This window comes from Chrysosporum bergii ANA360D, from assembly GCF_029891735.1.
GTDB lineage: Bacteria > Cyanobacteriota > Cyanobacteriia > Cyanobacteriales > Nostocaceae > Umezakia > Umezakia bergii.
In genome coordinates, this window is the sequence record NZ_JANQDH010000108.1 from 17794 (window position 1) to 38375 (window position 20582).

20 protein-coding genes and 1 tRNA gene are annotated in these 20582 nt (G+C 41.7%); 10 read left to right on the plus strand and 11 right to left on the minus strand.

Annotated elements, in window-relative coordinates:
* Nucleotides 1-48: 48 nt before the first annotated feature.
* Both NWP17_RS15585 and NWP17_RS15590 read left to right on the plus strand, forming a co-directional pair.
* A complete protein-coding gene (locus NWP17_RS15585) occupies nt 49-792 on the plus strand; it encodes a tetratricopeptide repeat protein (protein ID WP_280655789.1) in 744 nt (247 codons plus the stop codon).
* Between the two features lie 37 nt (nt 793-829).
* On the plus strand, nt 830-1717 hold the full coding sequence (locus tag NWP17_RS15590) for an SDR family oxidoreductase (protein WP_280655790.1): 888 nt from the start codon (nt 830-832) through the stop codon (nt 1715-1717).
* Between the two features lie 69 nt (nt 1718-1786).
* On the opposite strand, the gene gcvP is transcribed toward NWP17_RS15590, so the two are convergent.
* From gcvP to NWP17_RS15610, 4 genes are all read right to left on the minus strand, one after another.
* On the minus strand, nt 1787-4669 hold the full coding sequence (gcvP, locus tag NWP17_RS15595) for an aminomethyl-transferring glycine dehydrogenase (protein ID WP_425332675.1): 2883 nt from the start codon (nt 4667-4669) through the stop codon (nt 1787-1789).
* Nucleotides 4670-4818: 149 nt separating this feature from the next.
* Nucleotides 4819-5205, minus strand: coding sequence for a glycine cleavage system protein GcvH (gene gcvH, locus NWP17_RS15600; protein WP_280655792.1), 387 nt, complete (start codon nt 5203-5205; stop codon nt 4819-4821).
* Between the two features lie 103 nt (nt 5206-5308).
* Nucleotides 5309-6445 carry a glycine cleavage system aminomethyltransferase GcvT gene (gcvT, locus tag NWP17_RS15605; protein WP_280655848.1) on the minus strand — a complete coding sequence of 379 codons (1137 nt, stop codon included), beginning with the start codon at nt 6443-6445 and terminating at the stop codon, nt 5309-5311.
* Between the two features lie 74 nt (nt 6446-6519).
* A complete protein-coding gene (locus NWP17_RS15610) occupies nt 6520-7083 on the minus strand; it encodes a Uma2 family endonuclease (protein ID WP_280655849.1) in 564 nt (187 codons plus the stop codon).
* Nucleotides 7084-7241: 158 nt separating this feature from the next.
* Between NWP17_RS15610 and NWP17_RS15615 the strand changes: the two genes are divergently transcribed.
* The gene (locus tag NWP17_RS15615) at nt 7242-7736 is read left to right on the plus strand and encodes a pentapeptide repeat-containing protein (RefSeq protein ID WP_280655793.1); all 495 of its coding nucleotides are present in this window, start codon (nt 7242-7244) and stop codon (nt 7734-7736) included.
* Between the two features lie 119 nt (nt 7737-7855).
* Here the strand turns inward: NWP17_RS15615 and NWP17_RS15620 are convergent.
* The 3 genes from NWP17_RS15620 to hisF form a co-directional block, all read right to left on the minus strand.
* Nucleotides 7856-7928 (minus strand) — tRNA-Ala (locus NWP17_RS15620).
* Between the two features lie 119 nt (nt 7929-8047).
* Complete coding sequence (locus NWP17_RS15625) at nt 8048-8239, minus strand: hypothetical protein (RefSeq protein WP_280655794.1); 192 nt, start codon at nt 8237-8239, stop codon at nt 8048-8050.
* A gap of 114 nt (nt 8240-8353) precedes the next feature.
* Nucleotides 8354-9121 (minus strand): imidazole glycerol phosphate synthase subunit HisF, encoded by a 768-nt coding sequence (gene hisF, locus NWP17_RS15630; RefSeq protein WP_280655795.1) that lies wholly within the window; start codon nt 9119-9121, stop codon nt 8354-8356.
* Nucleotides 9122-9276: 155 nt separating this feature from the next.
* On the opposite strand from hisF, the gene ruvB reads away from it, so the two are divergent.
* The 3 genes from ruvB to NWP17_RS15645 all read left to right on the plus strand — a co-directional run bounded on the left by ruvB (nt 9277) and on the right by NWP17_RS15645 (nt 12428).
* The gene (gene ruvB, locus NWP17_RS15635; RefSeq protein ID WP_280655796.1) at nt 9277-10386 is read left to right on the plus strand and encodes a Holliday junction branch migration DNA helicase RuvB; all 1110 of its coding nucleotides are present in this window, start codon (nt 9277-9279) and stop codon (nt 10384-10386) included.
* A 403-nt stretch (nt 10387-10789) separates the two neighbouring features.
* Nucleotides 10790-11596 carry a tetratricopeptide repeat protein gene (locus tag NWP17_RS15640; protein WP_280655797.1) on the plus strand — a complete coding sequence of 269 codons (807 nt, stop codon included), beginning with the start codon at nt 10790-10792 and terminating at the stop codon, nt 11594-11596.
* A 148-nt stretch (nt 11597-11744) separates the two neighbouring features.
* On the plus strand, nt 11745-12428 hold the full coding sequence (locus tag NWP17_RS15645) for a Uma2 family endonuclease (RefSeq protein WP_280655850.1): 684 nt from the start codon (nt 11745-11747) through the stop codon (nt 12426-12428).
* Here the strand turns inward: NWP17_RS15645 and NWP17_RS15650 are convergent.
* The gene (locus tag NWP17_RS15650) at nt 12421-13026 is read right to left on the minus strand and encodes a hypothetical protein (protein ID WP_280655851.1); all 606 of its coding nucleotides are present in this window, start codon (nt 13024-13026) and stop codon (nt 12421-12423) included. The genes NWP17_RS15645 and NWP17_RS15650 overlap by 8 nt on opposite strands.
* Before the next feature lie 188 nt (nt 13027-13214).
* A complete protein-coding gene (locus tag NWP17_RS15655; RefSeq protein ID WP_280655798.1) occupies nt 13215-14027 on the minus strand; it encodes a TIGR01548 family HAD-type hydrolase in 813 nt (270 codons plus the stop codon).
* Between the two features lie 146 nt (nt 14028-14173).
* On the opposite strand from NWP17_RS15655, the gene NWP17_RS15660 reads away from it, so the two are divergent.
* The 4 genes from NWP17_RS15660 to ftsH3 all read left to right on the plus strand — a co-directional run bounded on the left by NWP17_RS15660 (nt 14174) and on the right by ftsH3 (nt 18180).
* A complete protein-coding gene (locus NWP17_RS15660) occupies nt 14174-14473 on the plus strand; it encodes a 30S ribosomal protein PSRP-3 (RefSeq protein ID WP_280655799.1) in 300 nt (99 codons plus the stop codon).
* A 122-nt stretch (nt 14474-14595) separates the two neighbouring features.
* Nucleotides 14596-15384: a hypothetical protein gene (locus tag NWP17_RS15665; RefSeq protein WP_280655800.1), complete on the plus strand. Its 789-nt coding sequence runs from the start codon at nt 14596-14598 to the stop codon at nt 15382-15384.
* A gap of 66 nt (nt 15385-15450) precedes the next feature.
* Nucleotides 15451-16224 (plus strand): aminotransferase class IV, encoded by a 774-nt coding sequence (locus tag NWP17_RS15670; RefSeq protein ID WP_280655852.1) that lies wholly within the window; start codon nt 15451-15453, stop codon nt 16222-16224.
* Nucleotides 16225-16341: 117 nt separating this feature from the next.
* Complete coding sequence (gene ftsH3, locus NWP17_RS15675) at nt 16342-18180, plus strand: ATP-dependent zinc metalloprotease FtsH3 (protein ID WP_280655801.1); 1839 nt, start codon at nt 16342-16344, stop codon at nt 18178-18180.
* Nucleotides 18181-18305: 125 nt separating this feature from the next.
* Here the strand turns inward: ftsH3 and NWP17_RS15680 are convergent, their stop codons facing one another.
* On the minus strand, nt 18306-19139 hold the full coding sequence (locus NWP17_RS15680; RefSeq protein WP_280655802.1) for a response regulator transcription factor: 834 nt from the start codon (nt 19137-19139) through the stop codon (nt 18306-18308).
* A gap of 80 nt (nt 19140-19219) precedes the next feature.
* Nucleotides 19220-19987, minus strand: coding sequence for a sensor histidine kinase (locus NWP17_RS15685; RefSeq protein WP_280655803.1), 768 nt, complete (start codon nt 19985-19987; stop codon nt 19220-19222).
* Nucleotides 19988-20582: the final 595 nt, after the last annotated feature.

Sequence of the window (20582 nt, forward strand, 5' to 3'; positions counted from 1 at the left end):
TGAATCGTGAATATTTGTATATTGTTGTGTTAATTGTGTAGGTATAGCATGGTTTTCTGGCGTTGCTTAATTGCCCCTAGTGTGATTATATTCTTCACATTTGGCTGCGGTGATGGGACAAGATCATCAACCAAATATGCTACCCAAGTAGTACAAGAATTTAATGTCTCCCAACTACTGACAGAAGCTCAGGATAGCGAAAAAGCCCAAAACTTATTTGACCACGCTAATGGTTTACTGGATAGCCAAAGGTATCAAGATGCTATTCAACTATATGACCAAGCCATTGCACTGCAACCAAAAAACCCTGATATTTGGATCAATCGTGGCAATGCTTTGATAGGATTAAAAAAATATCAAGCAGCACTGGTAGCATATAATAAAGCCATTGCACTGGAACCAAAGAAAGATGAAGCTTGGTATAATCGGGGTAATGCTTTGATAGGACTACAGCAATATCAAGCAGCCCTAGAAGCATATAATAAAGCCATTGCACTGCAACCCAATAAACATGAAGCATGGATTAACCGAGGAATTGTCCTGACCAAAATGCAAAAATATTCAGCAGCATTAGAATCTTATGATCAGGCGATCGCCATTCAGCCCAAAAAGCATCAAGCCTATTATAATAAAGCTTGTACCTATGCCTTACAAGCTAATGTTGAACTAGCTGTTGAAAACCTGGAAAAAGCCATAAAACTTATTCCTGGCAAGTATGAAAAGTTAGCCAAAACTGACCCAGATTTTTATAAAGTGCGTCAGCATCAACAGTTTAAACAAATTATTCAATAAAATGAATACACATTACGCCATACTCCGCCAATGAAAAATGAAAAGAATATTAATTACCGGAGCAAGTGGCTTTTTAGGATGGCATCTTTGCCAACTAGCCAAACAAGAATGGGAAGTTTATGGTACTTATAACACCCATGCTCTAGATTTACCAGGGACAAAAATACTGCCAGTAAACTTAACAGATTTTTCCGACTTAAAGCGACTCTTTCAGGATATCAATCCCACAGCAGTAATTCATACCGCAGCACAATCTAAACCTAACCATTGTCAGACTTATCCCCAAGAATCTTATACCATTAATGTCACAGCATCTTGGAACATTGCTGGACTGTGCGCTGATTATTCCATACCCTGCGCTTTTACTTCAACTGACCTGGTTTTTGATGGTTTAAACCCACCTTATCAAGAAACAGATTCTGTGTGTCCTGTTAATATTTACGGCGAACAAAAAGTCATGGCGGAAACAGGTATGTTAGAACGATATCCCATGACAGCAGTATGTAGAATGCCGTTAATGTTTGGTGTGTCCACACCCACGGCTAAAAGCTTTATTCAACCATGTATAGAAACCTTAAAAGAGGGCAAAGAATTAAAATTATTCATAGACGAATTTCGTACCCCCATCAGTGGAATCACAGCCGCCCAAGGAATTTTATTAGCTTTAGAAAAAGTTAATGGGCTGATTCACCTAGGGGGGAAAGAGCGAATTTCCCGTTATGATTTCGGCAGGCTGTTAGTGGAAGTATTTCAACTCCCAGCAATTGGACTAAAAAGTTGCCGACAGCAAGATGTAAAAATGGCAGCACCTAGACCGGCAGATGTTTCTTTGGATAGTTCCCAAGCCTTTTCATGGGGGTATCAACCTTTATCTATCAAGTCAGAATTAGAGCGAATTAATAACATTGAACCAATGAAGCCTTAACAAAGCATTATGCTTAGTTGTCGGTGCGTTAGGACCTAATCCATAACGCACCTGACCTACTCAAAAGAGTTAGTTATAAGCTTCCATTGGCAAACAAGAACAAACAAAATTGCGATCGCCAAAAGCTGCATCTACTCTACCCACACTCGGCCAGAACTTATGTTCTCGTGTCCAGGGTGCAGGGTAAGCAGCCTGTTCACGATCATAAGGATGATTCCACTCTCCTCTAATCAGGCTTTCAGCCGTGTGAGGTGCATTCTTTAACAAGTTATCCTCAATATCCATTTTACCTGCTTCAATAGCGGAGATTTCCCCACGAATGGCAATCAAAGCATCACAGAAACGGTCTAACTCTTGTTTAGATTCGCTTTCTGTCGGTTCCACCATAATAGTACCCGCCACAGGCCAAGAAACCGTGGGCGCGTGGAAACCGTAATCTATTAACCGCTTGGCAATGTCATCAATCTCAATGTTTGCAGATTTTTTCAGCGATCGCAAATCCAAAATACATTCATGAGCAACTAAATCATTTTTCCCCTTATACAAAACTGGGTAATAAGGACTGAGCCTGTGGGCGATGTAATTAGCATTGAGAATTGCCACTTTAGTTGCATGAGTCAAAGCATCAGCACCCATCATGGCGATGTACATCCAAGAAATAACTAGGATACTAGCACTACCCCAAGGCGCAGCAGCAACCGCGCCAATAGCAGACTGCCGATTTGTGGGTATAATTGGGTGTCCGGGGAGAAAAGGTACAAGATGTTCAGCCACACCAATAGGCCCCATACCAGGACCACCACCCCCATGAGGAATACAAAAAGTTTTGTGTAGATTCAAATGACAAACATCTGCGCCAATATCTCCAGGACGGCAAATACCCACCTGGGCATTCATATTCGCCCCATCCATGTATACTTGTCCACCGTGGCTATGGACAACAGCACAGATTTCTTGAATTGCTTCCTCAAACACACCATGAGTAGAAGGATATGTCACCATCAAGGCCGCTAGTTCCGACTTATGCTTTTCTACCTTGGCCTTCAAGTCATTTAAATCAATATTACCTTGGGAATCACAAGCAACTGCAACCACTTTCATCCCACACATTACCGCACTAGCTGGGTTAGTTCCATGGGCTGAGGAGGGAATCAAGCAAATATGCCGATGTCCCTCTCCGCGAGTTTCGTGATATTGACGAATCACTAAAAGTCCTGTGTATTCCCCTTGAGAACCAGCATTAGGTTGTAGAGAAATTCCTGCAAATCCAGTAATTTCAGCCAACCATGTTTCTAGTTGCTGGAAGAGAACTTGATAACCCTGTGTTTGGGTAAGAGGGGCGAATGGATGAATTTTACCAAATTGCTCCCAAGTCACAGGAATCATCTCAGCCGTTGCATTCAGTTTCATTGTACATGACCCCAAGGGAATCATGGATGTAGTTAAGGATAAATCCTTGGTTTCTAATTGATGCAGGTAACGCAACAACTCAGTTTCTGAATGATAGCGGTTGAAGACAGGATGAGTGAGGTAACTGCTACTGCGAGGGAAGGGCAGGTGAGAAGATGAGGAAGAAGTTAATTCTTCTGTGGTAAAAGGTAGGTCATCTGTAAAAGCCAAAATTTGCCAGAGGTCAATTAAATCTTCTGGTGTGGTGGTTTCGTCTAAGGAAATACCCACAGATGTGGTATCAAAAACCCGTAGGTTAATATTTCGCCTTTGGCAAGCCTCCAGAATTTCTGACAGGGATTTTGTCCCTAATTCTACTCGCAGAGTATCAAAAAAATGTTCAGAACTAATGCTGTAACCTAGTCGTTTTAGCCCTGCTGCCAAAGTTGCCGTTAATTTGTGGATATTCTCAGCAATATTCTTTATACCATCAGCACCATGATATACAGCATACATACTCGCCATTACTGCCAATAATACTTGTGCTGTACAGATATTACTAGTGGCTTGTTCCCTGCGGATGTGCTGCTCACGGGTTTGTAAGGCCAGACGTAAGGCGGTTTTACCATGAGTATCTTTAGAAACTCCAACAATGCGCCCTGGAACTTGGCGCTTATATTGTTCCTTGGTAGCAAAATAGGCTGCATGGGGTCCCCCAAACCCCAAAGGAATACCGAAGCGCTGAGTACTGCCTACAGCAATATCAGCACCAAATTCTCCTGGTGGTGTCAGTAGACTTAAGCTTAAAGGGTCTGCTGCTACCGTTACCAATGCACCCTGAGCATGGGCTTTTTCAATAAAAGCGCGGTAGTCATAAATCGTGCCATCACTGGCAGGATATGGCAGAATTGCCCCAAAAATCCGTTGGTCAAACTCAAATGACTGATGATCGCCCACAATAATCTTAATCCCCAAGGGGTTTGCTCTAGTTTGTAAGACATTGATAGTTTGGGGATGGCAATCATGAGAGACAAAATAAGCGATGGCTTTACTTTTGCATACACCATAGCTGAGACTCATGGCTTCTGCTGCTGCTGTAGCCTCATCCAGTAATGAAGCATTGGCAATTTCCAAACCCGTGAGGTCAATAATCATGGTCTGAAAATTCAGCAGCGCTTCCAGTCGTCCCTGGGCAATTTCTGGCTGATAAGGTGTATAGGCTGTGTACCAACCAGGATTTTCTAGGATATTGCGCTGAATTACCGGGGGAGTAATGCAGTCGTAATATCCTGTACCGATGAAGGAACGGCACACTTGATTTTTAGCAGCAATTTGTTTTAATTGTGCCAGTGCTGCATACTCACTTTGGGCTGCTGGCAAGTTGAGTTTTTTTTTCAGCCGGATAGCTTGGGGTACTGTTTTATCTATCAAGGAGTCCAGATCAGCAAAACCCAAAACACCAAGCATTTCTTGGATATCTTGGGAGTTGGGGCCAATGTGTCGTTGTGAGAAGTTGCTTGACTTGGAACTCCTTTGACTCCCTGTTTGTTGGTCCTTTGATATAGGACTAGAGGCGAAATACACCACAAGTTAAACTCCAAACGTAACTATTTCATATTTTGCAACAAATATTTGTAATAGGTGAGACTTACCCATCTGTTAATTAAATTAAGCAGGGGGGAGTAAATTAACCATTCTTCCCCCTCATTCCCCTACTCCCCTTCCACCAGAGCGCCATACTCATCGGCTGTCAAAGCATCCAGTACCTCGTCAGGGTCGTTGACACGTACCTTTATAAACCAAGCTTCCCCATAGGGATCATCTGCCACTTGTTCCGGAAATTCAAGCAAAGTCTCATTACGTTCTATCACTGTACCGGTTACTGGTGAGTTTAATTCTGCAACGGATTTCACAGATTCAATAGTGCCAAAAGATTCTCGCTTAGTAACAACGTCTCCCATCTCTGGCAGTTCCAAAAATACTATATCCCCGAGTTGGTCAACGGCAAATTTAGTAATGCCAATGGTGGCAATTTCACCATCTAGTCGCACGTATTCATGACTATCGAGGTATCTACAATCGTTCGGCAGAAAAGACATATCTTTTTTTCCTTTTTGGTCAAAATAGTTAAAGCCCCCAAGTTATCCAAGTTATGTTGAATAATCCACCATAACCTGAGATTGAGTAACTCAAAACACATTATCAGCTAGTGAGGCGATTTGTGGAGCGATAAAAAGGACGTTTAACTAAAATAGCTGGGTAAGCCTTGCCACGTATTTCTACTTGTAGCTGTTCACCAACCTTTGCCAGTTGGGTGGGAATGTAAGCCAAGGCGATGGGATGACCCAGTGTGGGCGATAAGGTTCCACTAGTAATTTCTCCCACAACTTCACCTGCGGATAAAACAGGGTAGCCATGACGGGCAATATTACGCCCTAACATTTGTAACCCCATTAATCGCTTTTGCACTCCCTTTGCTTTTTGCTCTGCTATTACTTCTCCACCAATAAAATCACCTTTGCTATCCAGATGAACCAACCAACTCAAACCAGCTTCCAGAGGGGTGGTGGTATCGTCGATATCTTGGCCATAAAGTGCCATTGCTGCTTCTAGTCGCAGGGTATCCCTAGCACCCAGTCCGCAGGGGGTAACGCCAGCTTGATAGAGTTGTCGCCACAATTGCACTCCCACATCTGGATCTACCATCACTTCAAAGCCATCTTCCCCGGTGTAGCCCGTGCGGGCAATAAAAGCGGGTTGATCTAGTATGGTGGCTTGGAGATGACCAAAAGCTGTAATTGGTTGTAAGTCTTCTTTTACCAGGGGCTGGAGATACTCAACGGCTTTTGGCCCTTGCACAGCAATTAAAACTTGTGTCGCCGACTGGTCTATGAGTTGCACCTGATTTAAGTCCAGCTGTTGCTCTAGCCATGCTTTATCTTTACTAGTGGTTGAGGCATTGACAACCATCACAGCTGTTTGTGAACCGGTGGCATCTTCACCTTGATAATAAATAATCACATCGTCAATAATTCCCCCTTGGGAATTTAACAATACGGTGTATTGCGCTTGTCCTGGTTGTAACCGCTTTAAGTCGGAAGGTACTAAACCCTGGAGTTGGTTGATCAAGTTTTCACCCCGGAGGGTAAACTTGCCCATGTGGGAAATATCAAACATCCCCACAGCATTTCTCACCGCTTCATGTTCGCGGTTAATACCAGCAAATTGTACTGGCATTTCCCAACCGCCAAAGCCGGTAAAGCGGGCTTTGAGTTCTACACCTACTTGATATAAAGGAGTTCGTCTTAGGGATGGGGTGATGTGTTCTTGATTAGCCACGGGTAATTTTGCCATCGCACGTCAATATATATCCTAGGGGATGCTTGATATTTTGACCGAAACAATGGGACAGATTAATTTCCTAAAATTTTATTAACCGCAATATTGACATCAGGGAAAGCTAGAATTGATAAGCTTTCACCTTGAGAAAACTTTTCCATCACCTGATATCCTGCGGTAGTAGGTTGTTGATAAACTTCCACAATTTTCTGGTTAATATCTACTAACCACACTTCTATGATGTTTGCTGCGGCATATAAAGGAATTTTCTCTTCCCGGTCATACATGACAGTAGAATCAGCTACTTCGATTACTAAAAAAATATCTTCAGCTTGGGGGTGTGCTGTTTGATAAAAATCATCACGGCGTTTGAGTAATGCCACATCTGGTTGAGGTTCTGAGTTATTGTTCAACACAATAGGGTTTTGAGCAGCAACTATGACTTGTTGACCCAACACCTGCACCAACCCATTCACCAGTCGATTTACACAAGCTGCGTGTTTTGTCCCTATGGGTGACATTTCAATAATTTCTCCCCGGATCAGTTCCACTCGGTCATCCTCTGTGAAAATTCCTGACTCAGCCATTTTGTGATATTCCCCAACTGTGAATTTTCGTCTTAGCAATTGCACAGACATCATGATCCCCACTGTTAGTTGATAATCAATGCTCTCAATATTTTAGGTTTGCCCTGCCCAATTGATCAAATTTTTCCCCGTTAATCACATAAAGTTTGGATTATCAATAAGGTTTAATAGTGAATAATATAATTGTTGAGATTTGTTAATAACAGACAATGAAGTATATAAAGCTACTAGCTAGTTTGGTGTTAGCCACAATTCTGTTTTTATTTCCCCCGTCGGCGCAAGCTGCTAGTTCCTCCAGTATCACCCGTTCTGCTGGTGAGGAACTGATGGCTAAAGATTACTCTGGTCAAAATTTAGTAGGATATGAGTTTACCAATGTAGTTTTAGAGAAGACTAACTTTAGTAATGCTGATTTCCGGGGCGGTGTGTTTAATGGTTCTCAGTTGGAGGGTGTAAATATGCACGGTGTAGATTTTAGTGATGGTATAGCCTATTTGACCCAGTTTCAAGATGCAGATCTAACCGATGCAATCTTTACTAATGCTATGATGTTACGTTCTGTTTTTAATCATGTTGACATCACTGGCGCTGATTTTACTGACGCAATTTTAGATGGGGTAGAGATTAAAAAACTTTGCGCTAAAGCGGCTGGGGTCAACTCTCGTACTGGTGTTGATACTCGCGAGTCCTTGGGATGTAGATAAAACAGATTGAAAGCACACTGCAAGAGTTGTAGAGACTTTCTGGAGAAAGTCCCTACATTTTTTCCCAACAAAATGTTAGAGAATACCGCTCATTCGCTCATTAATATAAATAAAATATATGGAGCTAAGCGGATTCGAACCGCTGACCCCCTCAATGCCATTGAGATGCGCTACCAACTGCGCTATAGCCCCATGCGATGCTTTTTCATAATGCCTCAATATTTCAGGTTTGTCAAGCCCTACTAGTTAAATTTTGCTAATTAATTTTTGCTAATTAAATTTTGTGCGGATTTTCTACTACTGAGGACTTTCTAAGACAATTGTAACAAATAACTCATACAATGTCCCATGAGGAAATAAACTACCAACATGGCAGCCGCAGCCACAGCAACCAGAGTTCCAGCCAACATTAAAGAAAATTCTTTATGCTCCACAGCTTTTTCCATCAGGTGCAGAGACCAAGCCACTAAAGCCACGTCAAACAGTAAGATAAAGACCAGCATAATATTTCTTAATATTTATTCATAGTTTTAAACCAATCTTAACACCCTTTTAGAGAACTGTATCTAACCGCTGATAGATGTAGTTAAACTTTGATGATATTGTTGCCATCAAGGTCATAAGCGTACTGGTACTGAACGATCGCGCAAATAGTTTTTAATTTCCGCCACGCTTAATTGCCCATAATGAAGTAATGATGCCAGTAGTGCCGCTTCCGCTTTGCCCTCAGTTAGTGCTGTGTAAATATGCTCACAGTTACCCGCCCCCCCAGAAGCAATGACTGGAATTTGTACAGATTCGGCGATGGCTCTAGTTAGCTCTAAGTCGTAGCCAGCTTGAGTACCGTCAGCATCCATACTAGTCACCAGTAATTCTCCAGCTCCACGTTTTTCAACCTCCAGTGCCCAACGTTGGGCATCTAAACCAGTGTTTTCCCTACCACCGCGCACATAAACATCCCAGCCTGGATTGTTGGGATCTGTCCTGCGTCTAGCATCAATGGCAACAACTATACATTGATTACCAAAGCGATCGCTGGACCGATTAATCAAGTCTGGGTCGCGTACTGCCGCAGAATTAATACTAACCTTGTCAGCCCCAGCTCGTAATAAAGCTTTAACATTTTCTAAGGATTGAATACCACCACCCACCGTCAAGGGAATAAAAACCTGTTCAGCAGTGCGGTAAACCACCTCAATAATTGTGTCCCGGTCTTCATGAGTAGCGGTAATATCCAGAAACACTAACTCATCAGCCCCGGCTTGGTTGTAAACCTTTGCCAGTTCTACAGGATCCCCTGCATCTTTGAGTTCTACAAAGTTAACTCCTTTAACAACACGTCCCGCCTTCACATCTAAGCAAGGTAAAATTCTTTTAGACAACATAATAATTTTTTCAGTTTTGGGTAATCGTCTGGAATTTAAATTTTAAATTGATGCGTGTAGTTATCACAGAAAAATTTTCCTTTTGTTTACTCACACTAGCCTTGAGGCCTAAATGGCCTTACCACAGTCTTTTAGTCCAAGTTGATAGCTGAATTATGGCCATAATCTCCTCAAAAAAACAGCCTCAAGAACCCAACGGACAACCACAGCCCAAGCGGGGGTCAACTGACAAACCCGCCCATGAGAACATTTTGCAACCTCAAGCCACCAATGACGAACCAGAAGAGCAAGAAGAAAGCATTAGACCACAGCGATTTGCCGATTACATCGGACAGAAAGACTTAAAAGATGTGTTAGATATTGCCATCAAAGCAGCTAAGTCAAGGGCTGAAGTGCTAGATCATTTGCTGCTGTACGGACCCCCAGGATTGGGTAAAACAACAATGGCAATAATTTTAGCATCAGAAATGGGAGTCAACTACAAAATCACCAGTGCCCCAGCCCTAGAACGTCCTAGAGATATTGTTGGGCTACTAGTGAATCTCCAACCTGGAGATGTTTTATTTATTGATGAAATTCACCGTTTGTCGCGCATGACAGAGGAAATTCTTTATCCAGCCATGGAAGATTATCGTTTAGATATCACCATTGGCAAAGGTTCCAGCGCCCGGATCCGCAGCATACCACTGAATAAATTTACCTTAGTGGGAGCTACCACTCGTGTGGGGGCTTTGACTTCACCATTACGCGATCGCTTTGGGTTAATCCAAAAACTGCGCTTTTACGAAGTTGAAGAACTCAGCCAAATTGTCTCTAGAAGCGCTCACCTGTTGAAAACCCCCATAGCAGAAGATGGCGCTACAGAAATTGCCCGACGTTCTAGGGGCACACCAAGGATAGCCAATAGATTACTTAAACGTGTACGTGATTATGTAGAAGTAAAACAGGCGGGTGTAATTACTGAAAGCGTTGCTTCCGAGGCACTACAACTATTTCAAGTAGATCCATGCGGTTTAGATTGGACAGATCGCCGGATGCTGAGTGTGATAATTGAACAGTTCAACGGTGGACCAGTGGGATTAGAAACAATTGCGGCTGCTACAGGTGAAGATACCCAAACAATTGAAGAAGTTTATGAACCTTACCTCATGCAAATTGGCTATTTAAGCCGCACTCCCAGGGGGAGAATAGCAACCACCGCAGCATACCGACATTTAGGCTTTAAATCGTCTATTGACATACTCACCGGCCTTGAAGGTCGGTGATTCTTGAGAGTTCACAGTAACTCGCTGCCGAAACAGTCTTACAGTCACTCCCTGTCCATTTTAGGTGGTGCCGATACCCCATGCCGGCCATTTTTATATTCTTAGCAGCATTCTCACGGCTTTTCTTCTACCAGATGACCCCTTTTTCTTTTTATAAATATTGCGTTGAACCCGCTTAATATATTTTTCAGCGAAAGGATAAAAAAGATTAAAAAATATACCAATACTTCATGATGAAGTTAAAACAAAAACCACCGTAGTTTTAATACCTAGGGCATCGTATATTAGAGGAGGGAATTAGTTCAATAATAGGGAAGGTGATTAAAATCGCCAACGGCTAACCCCCATGTCTGAAGCCATTAGCTCTGCTCGCCGTTGATATTTAGGTCAAGGAAAATTATAGATGATGAAATTAATTGGTCTGGTTTTGAGTCTATTGGTAGTTCTGGGCTGGAGTATACCAGCCATGGCAGGATCAGAAACCCCCATGATTACTCAAGAACAGTTGGACAAAGGAAATGAACTAGCAAATAAAGCCTTAGTAGCCACAAATAAAGGTGATTTTGCCACAGCAGAAATTTACTGGACACAAATTATTGAGCAGTTTCCCACCAATGCAGGTGCATGGAGTAACCGGGGTAATTCCCGGGTCAGTCAGAACAAATTGCTGGCAGCATTAAAAGATTACAATCAGGCTATACAACTAGCCCCCAACGCCACCGACCCTTATTTAAACCGTGGTGCTGCTTGGGAAGGGTTAGGTAAATGGCAAGAGGCGATCGCGGATTATAATCATGTATTAGAACTTGATCCTAATGATGCCATGGCATACAACAATCGGGGTAATGCCAAATCAGGTTTAGGACAATGGCAAGAGGCCATCCGAGACTTCCAAAAATCCGTAGAAATTGCCCCTAACTTTGCCTTTGCCAGGGCTAATTATGCCCTTGCCCTTTATCAAACTGGTGAAATTCAAGCAGCAATTCGGGAAATGAAGAACATAGTGCGCAAATATCCCCAATTTGCCGATATGCGCGCCGCCCTTACCGCTGCTTATTGGGTCAATGGCAACCAAGGCGAAGCAGAAAGTAACTGGGTAGCAGCCTATGGACTGGATAACCGTTACAAAGACATCAACTGGGTCAAAAATATTCGCCGTTGGCCGCCCACTATGGTGGCTGCTTTAGATAAATTTTTGCATCTTCAGTAAATTGACATACTCACCGGTCGGTGAGTATGTCAACGTTTCTATTAACGCGCCGGAAAATCACCCCAAGACTTATACTAAGGATAGCCAAAGTATCTGAGGAATGCCAGACTTTTGCTTTTCTGTAATTGGAGACGGTACTAAATATATTATGATATCCACCACTGTAACTTCTCCTCTCTCCACAATTCCGCCTTTAGAAAACGGTGATAAATTAACCTGTTATGAATTTGAGCGCCGTTACCAGGCCATGCCCCATGTCAAAAAGGCGGAATTAATAGAAGGAGTAGTTTACCTACCATCCCCAGTAAGAATTAAAAGTCATGGCCAACCCCATGCTTACATGATGACTTGGTTAGGTACTTATGAAGCAGCCACCCCAGGGGTAGGTTTGGCTGACAATGCCACTGTTCGCCTTGATGCTGATAACCAACCACAGCCAGATGGTTTATTAAGAATTGTAACAGGGGGACAATCTAAGATTAGTGAAGATGATTATTTAGAAGGTGCGCCAGAACTAATTGTAGAGATTGCTGCTTCTAGTGCTTCCTATGATTTGCATGAAAAACTTAAAGTTTACCGTCGTAATCAAGTACAGGAATATTTAATTTGGCGAGTTTATGACCAGCAATTTGATTGGTTTAAGTTGCAACAAGGGCAATATATTCAACTGCAACCCAATGCAGATAATATAATTTTTTCCCTAGTTTTTCCCGGTTTATGGTTAGATAAAACTGCATTGTTAACGGGAGATTTAGCTAAAGTATTAAAAGTTTTGCAGCAGGGCTTGTCCAGTGATGACCATAGAAATTTTGTGGAGCAACTATCTATTTAGCACAAGTTACCATCCAGACTAAAATTCCTAGTATGACATCAACCGGAGGCAGTGGATAATCTGTAAGATCAATTGTGACAGTTTGTTCTTTGAGTTGCAGAAACCGCCAAGCAGTACCATTGGTGACACTACCATAAATTGTAGAAATGGCTGGTTGATTGATTTCATTAAATTTTTGAGCTGCAATCATTTCCGCAATGCACTGACCAATACCAGAATTTAAGTCCGCTTTTTTAGCCTCTACAATGACAACTACTGGAGCTTCAACTTCTAACTGTTCCGGTGAAAGACTGAGAATAAAATCACAAACTCCAGTTAATCCTAAACTAGGATCTACAGAAAAATCTGCACCGGAGAATAAACTAATTGTTCGGTGTAAAATCTTGCGTACTTCTAATAATACCGGACTAATGATTAATTCAGAACGTGCTTTTTCACTTCCTGTGGCTATGGCTAAGGGTAAACTTTCTTCTAAAAAAGAAGCTAGAGTGGGAGTAGGATTAATTATTGGTATATCTGGTAAAAACTTTTGATTTTCGATGGTGTTAATTCCAAAGGTTTGCTTAACTTTTCTGACTGTAAAATCACTGTATGGCATGGGTTCATGAAATGCTAAAACAACAGAATAATCAACTAACACCAAAAGCAATAATTCCGGTGAGCTACCGCCAACGCACCGGAAAATTACCCCAGGACTTATACTAAGGATAGCCAAAGTATCTGAGCAATGCCAGGCTTTTCCTTTTCTGTAATTGCAGACAGTAAATTGTGAGCGAAATATCACAATTAACCAAGTTTTCCCATTTCCAGCAATAATTCTGCTATTGTGACGGGATTTAGTTCTTGCACATTAGTTAAAACTATTGCTGCCCCTGCTGCTAATAATGTTTGACTATAGGCATGACTATCAGCTGCTGTTGCTTGGACGTGAGGTGGTAAAACTCCCACACCCAGCCAAGTGCGTTGGGGATGGATTTCTCGCGCTTTTCTCACAGTGTACATATCAGCTACCGTATCTCCTACATAGATAATCGGTGAAGTGTTATTTACTTGATTTTCTAACTGTTCAATGGTGGTAAAAAGTCCTGTGGGGTCTGGTTTACCTGGAGCATCTTCCATGGCAATTAACACCGGCGACTGTAAACCTAGACGTTTATGTAAAACATAAGTCGCAGAAGCACGAGTAGCACCACTGAAAAATCCCCAGGAAATCCCTGATCCTGTCAGTTCTTGTAAATAACTGGGTTGTAATAATAATGGTTCATTACAGATATACCCATCCCAATTTTCTGGGTCTGTACCTCGATAACGAGATTGAAAAAAAGTAACTATGGCGTTGTAGTTCAGTTGTAACTCCCGGCGGGTTTGTCCTTGGGATTCAAAGTAACGGTAAATCAATTCCTGGGAGGCTTCCCAGTCATTATTCCAAATCCCCTCAGATTTTAGCTGGTCAATGTCTTTTGGTGTGGGACGATAGGCTGTATTAGTGAAATGCTCTACAGTGTCCGCCAAAGCCCGGCGGTAAGAATTGCCTACATCCCTCACCACACCGTCAATATCAAAAACGACAATTGCTGTCACTGAAGATTTTGCAGTCATAAAATTTGGTGAATTAAAGCAGCTTTTAAATTTTAATCGGTGATGGTGGAGCAATTGGCAGCGACTATTGGTCATTAGGTGGAGTATTGGGTTAGAATAGGCGATCGCACAGCACAATAATCAAGAGATTCCCAAGGGAGGTGTGATTGACCCAATTCATTCTGAAAATTCTTTGGTTGGAAGAAAACGTCGCTTTAGCAGTGGATCAAGTTGTAGGCAAAGGTACAAGTCCTTTGACCAAGTATTTTTTCTGGCCTCGCAATGATGCCTGGGAAGAATTAAAAAAGGAATTAGAGGCTAAACACTGGATTAGTGACCTAGATCGGGTCGAATTGCTCAATAAAGCCACAGAAGTGATTAACTACTGGCAAGAGGAAGGCAGAAAACGACCGATGGCAGAAGCTCAATTGAAGTTCCCCGAAGTTGCCTTTACAGGTAGCGCCTGAGCGGTGCCACATCCTCACTGTTAAGTGGTAAGATATTTTAGAGTTAGCAGCGCCCTAGGCGCTGTTTTTACTCCACAACCCATCAAAGTATGAGGTTTGGCATCTAGAAAAACAAGCAGTATATGTTGTTTTTATCTCGTCAAGCTGTCATTACACCAGTAGTAGGCTGTTTGTCTCTCCTGGCAGTTAGCTTAATTCAATTGCCTCAACTGGAAAACTTGTTAAAAACTAAACGAAGCACCTCCCTAGAGGCTCTAGAAAGAGACATTAGCGCTGAAACTCTTCGGCTTAATTTTTTGAAAAAAACTCCCAGTTTTGGCTATGATAACTTACTAGCCAACTGGGCTTATCTTGGTTATTTACAATACTTTGGCGATGAAGCAGCCCGTGAGCAAACTGGTTATGCTTTGAGTCCAGAATATTTTGAAATTGTTTTAAAACACGACCCGCGATTTTTACCAGCTTATTTAAGTCTTTCTACTAGTGTCTCTATTTACGCTGGTATGCCAGAACGGTCTATAGAACTAATAGATCAGGGTTTACAGTCCTTGTCTCCCTGGGTTCCTCAAAGGTCATATTATGTTTGGCGTTATAAGGGAATAGATCAGTTATTATTTTTAGGAGATCAAAAATCAGCCCAAGAATCTTTTGCAACCGCAGCACAATGGGCTAGTAATTTTTCAGATGAAGAAAGTCAATCAATCGTTGCCAGTTCTCAGCAAACGGCTAACTTCTTAAGTCAAAATCCTGACAGCAAAAACGCGCAAATAGCAGCCTGGGTAATGGTGTTAAATAATCAAGTTGATGATAAAACTCGTGCTAGAGCAATTAGTGAAATAGAAGCATTGGGGGGGAAGGTGATAGTTACCCCACAGGGTAACAGAATTTTGTTCCCCACATCGGATGAATGAAAACTTACGCCGGCTTGGCTGAGAAGCCGGCAAGTTGGGAATTTTTCAACTAGCGAGGTTAGTCTTATTTATTGGTACAACGGCAAACTGATTAAGTCCCAGACCCTAGAATTAGATATTTATGATCCGGGGTTAGTTTATGGGGCTACAGTGTTTACAACAATGCGGGTTTATGAGCAATGCCTGGATAGTAGTTTAACTAACTGGGGGGCACATTGCCATCGCCTACTTGACTCATTAAAACATTTTAACTGGTCAGAACCAAACTGGAATCTAGTCCGTCAAGGTGCAGCAACCCTGGGGGAAATTTTCCCCATTCTCAGAATTACCCTTTTTCCTGATGGGCGGGAATGGATAACAGGGAGATTATTACCACCGGATTTAGCAATAAAGCAAGCACACGGTATTACCACAACTTTGGCAATGTCCAACTTTTATCGCAGTCTTCCTGCTCATAAAACCGGCAACTACCTGAGTGCTTGGTTAGCCAAAACCCACGCCCAACAGTTAAATTCTCAAGAAGCAATACTAATTAATGAAGCTGGTCATTGGCTAGAAACTACCACCGGTAACCTGTGGGGATGGCAAAATGGTAATTGGTGGACACCACCATTAACAGGGGGAATTTTGCCGGGAATAGTGCGATCGCAATTAATCAAAAAGCTGCCCATGGTCAGGGAATCACCTTGGCATCAAGACTTGGTGCGGGGATTTGAAGCCATCGCCTACACTAATAGTGTGGTAGAGATTATCCCCATTCACACCGTCCACCAGCCCACAGGCTCGCTAGAATACAATCCCTACCATCCTTGTTTTGCACAAATCAGGGGGTTTTTCTAACATGACAGCACCACAATTATGTTATACCTTAAGATAAGTTAACATAATTCTTAATAATGCCCTCTCATATCCGAGAAGCTACGCTAAGTCACAAAAAATACAGGAGGATAGACCTCAGTGAATAAAAGATGGAGAAACGCGGGGCTGTATGCGCTGCTTTTTATAGTTGTGATTGCTCTAGGTACAGCATTCTTTGACAAACAACCCCAAACTAGAGAAACATGGCGATACAGTCAATTTATTCAAGAAGTTGACAATGGCAGAGTAGATAGAGTGAGTCTGAGTGCAGACCGCTCTACAGCACTTGTTACCTCCAGAGATGGTGACAAAAAGATAGTTAATTTAGTCAACGACCCCGATTTAATCAATAACTTGACGGCAAAAGGCGTTGATATCACTGTTCTGCCCCAAACAGACGAAGGATTTTGGTTTAAAGCACTGAGCAGTTTATTTTTCCCTGTATTGCTTCTAGTGGGTTTATTCTTCTTGCTCCGCCGCGCTCAAACCGGGCCTGGTAACCAAGCCATGAACTTTGGTAAGTCCAAAGCAAGAGTACAAATGGAACCACAAACTCAAGTAACCTTTGGTGATGTCGCAGGTATTGACCAAGCCAAACTGGAATTAAACGAAGTAGTGGACTTTCTTAAAAATGCCGATCGCTTCACCGCAGTAGGAGCAAAAATACCTAAAGGTGTATTATTGGTTGGCCCTCCTGGTACTGGTAAAACCCTTCTAGCTCGTGCTGTAGCCGGAGAAGCTGGTGTACCCTTCTTCTCCATCTCTGGGTCTGAGTTTGTAGAAATGTTTGTAGGTGTGGGTGCTTCCCGCGTCCGCGACTTATTTGAGCAAGCTAAAAGCAACGCTCCTTGTATCGTCTTTATTGATGAAATTGACGCTGTAGGTCGTCAACGGGGTGCCGGTTTAGGCGGAGGTAACGACGAACGGGAACAAACCCTGAACCAATTACTCACAGAAATGGATGGTTTTGAAGGCAATACAGGCATTATCATTATTGCTGCCACTAACCGTCCGGATGTTTTAGATGCAGCCCTATTGCGTCCTGGTCGTTTTGACCGTCAAGTAGTTGTTGATCGTCCTGACTATGCGGGACGCAGCGAAATTCTCAAAGTTCACGCCCGTGGTAAAACCTTAGCTAAGGATGTAGACCTAGATAAAATCGCCCGTCGTACTCCCGGTTTTACAGGTGCTGATTTATCTAACTTGCTCAACGAAGCAGCAATTTTAGCAGCACGGCGCAATTTAACAGAAATCTCTATGGACGAAGTTAATGATGCCATTGACCGCGTGTTAGCAGGTCCAGAAAAGAAAGACCGGGTAATGAGCGAGAAGCGCAAAACCCTAGTAGCATATCACGAAGCCGGTCACGCCTTAGTTGGTGCTTTAATGCCGGACTATGACCCAGTACAAAAAATCAGCATTATCCCTCGTGGTCGTGCTGGTGGTTTAACTTGGTTTACCCCCAGTGAAGACCGTATGGATACAGGGTTATACAGCCGCGCTTATCTGGAAAATCAAATGGCTGTAGCTTTAGGTGGTCGTCTAGCTGAAGAATTAATCTTTGGTGAAGAAGAAGTTACCACAGGTGCTTCCAACGACCTGCAACAAGTAGCCCGTGTAGCCCGTCAAATGGTTACCCGCTTTGGTATGAGCGATCGCCTCGGACCCGTGGCCTTGGGTCGTCAGCAAGGTAATATGTTCTTAGGCAGAGATATCATGTCCGAGCGTGATTTCTCCGAAGAAACAGCCGCAGCCATTGATGAAGAAGTTCGTAAACTTGTGGATGTAGCTTATACACGTGCTAAAGAAGTATTAGTTAACAATCGCCACATCCTCGATCACCTCGCCAATATGCTGGTTGAGAAAGAAACGGTAGATGCTGAGGAATTGCAAGAAATTTTGACCAATAACGATGTCAAAACTGCTGCTTTTGCCTAATTAACCTCCTTGGCAATTTAACTAAAATTAGGGTAGTTCTGAGAACCCCAGAACTACCCCAACTTTTTGGGCGGTGTAGCTGGTAGTCGGGACTTCAGTAAAACCCTGTTCCCTATTCCCTATCCTTATTGACTCACCTTAACTTTGGAATAGCCCGCCTGATGTTCCTTGCGCCAAGCATGGGGAGGTAAACCATGATGTTGGCGAAACTGACGGGAAAAATGCGAAACATCTTGATAACCCAATGCTCTAGCAATTTGCTCTACTGTTTGTTGATCATTTTGTAATAAAAACCGCGCTCCCTCCATCCGGCGTTTAACAATCCAACTATTTATAGTCTCTCCTGTCTGTTTTCCTACTTGATTAGTTAAGTATGCAGGTGAATAACCAACTGCTTCCGCTACATCACATAGTGTAATTCCTTCGTGATAATGAGCCTCAATAAAGTCAAACACTTTTTTTAACTGGGGAATACAAGGAAATATTGACTGAGGTTGATTCAAAGCTGAAGTGTCATCTGCTAATGATGATTTTTGAGCTTCCTGAAATTTAGCTGCGCACCAACTTTGTAAAAAAGCTTGTCTTTGCAACTGGGTAGTAATTGTCCGCAACAATTCATCTAATGTAAAGGGTTTAGTAATATAGTCATCCGCACCTAACTCCATCCCCTTACGAACAGCTTTTCTAGTGGAGCTACCAGTGATAAAAATAAAAGGAATAATTGCCGTAACAGGATCTTGGCGTAGCATAGTTAGAACACCATAGCCATCTATATCAGGCATAGTAACATCACAAACAACCAAATCTGGTACATTCTCTTGTGCCTTTTGAATACCCGTAAAACCATTTTCAACACTCATAACATCAAAACCTTTACCCCGAAGACCTTTTACATAAAGATTGCGGCTGACAGTATCATCTTCAATTACCAGAATTTTTTTCACTGATTCGTCATTCATTTTCTAGCACCCTAAAATTTAGCTGGAAACTGACAAAATTAATGGTTTATTGTCTCAAATCATAACCAGGAAAAAACAGATTATTCCTGAATTAATGGCAACATAACAGTAAAAGTACTACCGACACCTGCTTCACTTTCCACAGTAACTTTACCCCCATGCAAATCTACAAGAGTTTTGATAATCGATAATCCCAGTCCAGTACCAGGTATATTATCAACATTGCTCCCGCGAAAAAAAGGCTCAAATAATCTTTGTTGATCTTCTAATGGAATACCAATACCCTGATCTTTAACCTGGAAAATTACCTGGCCATGATCACAACCAAGTGTGAAATCAACACTCCGGTGAGAAACAGAATATTTAATGGCATTATCCAGCAAATTTTGCAAAATAGGTTCTAGCAACTTTGCATCAACCCAAGCAGTGAAAAAGTCAAATCGACTCACAAAACTAATTGGCTTTTCCCTCCTACTCATATGTATTTGTGATACTAAATTATGACAGAACTCCACTAAATCAAGCCGTTGAGGCTGAAAGTGTATCTTGGCTGTTTCTGCCTTAGCAAAATACAAAGTATCATCTAAAATCTGGTTGATTTGTTGGATAGCTTTTTCAATATGCCCAAGCAATGGTTGTATTTTTTTATCTGTGTGTTTGTTCACCTGTTCCTTAAGTAAACTATTGGAGAATGAAATAATATTCAGTGGAGTACGCAATTGATGACAAACCATAGAAAGAAAACACCCTCTTAGTTCACTCAGTTGTTTTGCTTGTTCTAAAGCTTGATTAATGTCCGATTCTACATTTTTGTAATCTGTAATATCAATATCCGTAATCAGTTCCATTGGTTTACCTGGAAAATTGAGCATTTCATCAACTTTGGCAAGGGCGCAACTTAGCCAGCTTTATGTGCCATCTTTATTCTATTAATTCATAAATTATCTGATTTGTACAGGGGATAAAGACGAAAAAATATTAACAATAATATGTAAAGTTGTTTAATTTTTATGCACTGGTAAAAATTTAAATACATATTAGTTTTATCAGTCATCTTCCTTAAGAAATACATCTGCTGAAATAAAATGAAATAAAAATAAATGAGGATGAGATTATTTGTTTCAATAACCACAATTTTATCATGAAATATTGATTTATCCCGTATTTATATATCTATAGAAATAGAAAAACCAGTTTTTATCTACATGAGTATTTTCCTGATTTCAAATGAGAAACTGATCTGATTCTCTTCAGATTCATCAAATAATAACCATTGCATTTAGCTAATATAATCACAAAAAAACTGACAAGCTAATCCAAAATAAATTGATTGCAAATATCTGATTATTATTTTAAGAATCACAAGATGATCATGTAATGCAACCATACCTATCACAGCGAAAAATATGACAACCCTATCAAAAAAATATTGATTGCAAATAT